Below are 1,683 nucleotides of genomic sequence, written 5' to 3'. Positions count from 1 at the left end.
CCACCAGGCGCCCCGGCCCCGAACCCCGACGCTGACGAACAAGAGAGGTTGGACCCCGACGTGCAGGACGAACTCATCGCACGGGCCAGGACATGGCTCGCCGAGGACCCCGACACGGAGACCCGTGAGGAACTCGCCGGGCTCATCGACGCCGGGGACACCGCGGAGNNCGGCACCGCCGGCCTCCGCGGGGAACTCGGCGCCGGCCCGATGCGTATGAACCGCTCGGTGGTCATCCGCGCCGCGGCCGGTCTCGCCGCGTACCTGAACAAGCAGGGCTCGGCCGGCGGCCTCGTCGTCATCGGCTACGACGCCCGCCACAAGTCGGCGGACTTCGCCCGCGACACCGCCGCGGTCATGACCGGCGCCGGTCTGCGCGCCGCCGTCCTGCCCCGCCCGCTCCCGACCCCGGTGCTGGCCTTCGCCATAAGGCACCTGGGCGCGGTGGCCGGCGTGGAGGTCACGGCCAGCCACAACCCGCCCCGCGACAACGGCTACAAGGTCTACCTCGGCGACGGTTCGCAGATCGTGCCCCCGGCCGACGCGGAGATCGCGGCCGAGATCGACGCCGTACGTTCCCTCGCCGACGTCCCCCGCCCCGACGGCGGCTGGGAGACCCTCGACGACAGCGTCCTCGGCGCCTATCTGGCCCGTACGGACGCCGTCCTCGCCGACGGCTCCGCCCGGACCGCGCGCACCGTGTACACGGCGATGCACGGCGTCGGCAAGGACACCCTGCTCGCGGCGTTCGCCCGGGCCGGGTTCCCGGAGCCGGTGCTGGTCGCCGAGCAGGCCGAGCCGGACCCGGAGTTCCCGACCGTGGCCTTCCCCAACCCGGAGGAGCCCGGCGCGATGGACCTGGCCTTCGCCAGGGCCCGCGAGACGGACCCCGATCTGATCGTCGCCAACGACCCGGACGCCGACCGCTGCGCCGTGGCCGTCAAGGACGGGGCCGACTGGCGGATGCTGCGCGGCGACGAGGTGGGCGCGCTCCTCGCCACCCATCTGGTCCGGCGTGGCGTGCAGGGCACCTTCGCCGAGTCGATCGTCTCCTCGTCCCTCCTCGGCCGGATCGCCGAGAAGGCGGGCCTGCCCTACGAGGAGACCCTCACCGGCTTCAAGTGGATCGCCCGCGTCGACGGTCTGCGCTACGGCTACGAGGAGGCCCTCGGCTACTGCGTCGACCCGGAGGGCGTCCGCGACAAGGACGGCATCACCGCCGCCCTGCTCATCACGGAACTGGCCTCGCAGCTGAAGGAGGAGGGCCGCACCCTGCTGGACCTCCTCGACGACATCGCCGTGGAGCACGGGCTGCACGCCACCGACCAGCTCTCCGTCCGCGTCGAGGACCTCTCGGTCATCGCCCGCGCCATGGAGCAGCTCCGCGAGCAGCCGCCGACCACCCTCGCGGGCCTCGCCATCACCAAGGCCGAGGACCTCACCCGGGGCACGGACCGGCTCCCGCCCACGGACGGCCTGCGCTACACGCTCGACGGCGCCCGCGTGATCGTCCGCCCCAGCGGCACGGAGCCCAAGCTCAAGTGCTACCTGGAGGTCGTCGTCCCGGTCGCCGCCCACGCCGACCTCCCCGAGGCCCGCGCGACGGCCACGGACCTCCTCGCGAAGATCAAGCAGGACCTCTCGGCGGCCGCGGGCATCTGAGCCCCGGCGCCCCGCCCCGCC

Annotated in this window: 1 protein-coding gene; it reads left to right on the top strand. The window is 73.9% G+C overall.

Annotated elements, in window-relative coordinates:
* Positions 1 to 170: 170 nt before the first annotated feature.
* Positions 171 to 1,662, top strand: a 1,492-nt coding sequence (locus tag AOK23_RS42300; RefSeq protein ID WP_240496827.1) for a phospho-sugar mutase, incomplete at its 5' end; no start/stop codon positions are given.
* Positions 1,663 to 1,683: the final 21 nt, after the last annotated feature.

The organism is Streptomyces torulosus (genome assembly GCF_001419765.1).
In the GTDB taxonomy this organism is placed as follows: domain Bacteria; phylum Actinomycetota; class Actinomycetes; order Streptomycetales; family Streptomycetaceae; genus Streptomyces; species Streptomyces torulosus.
Note: the sequence above shows the minus strand (reverse complement) of the source record. Positions and strands in the feature narration are given on the sequence as shown.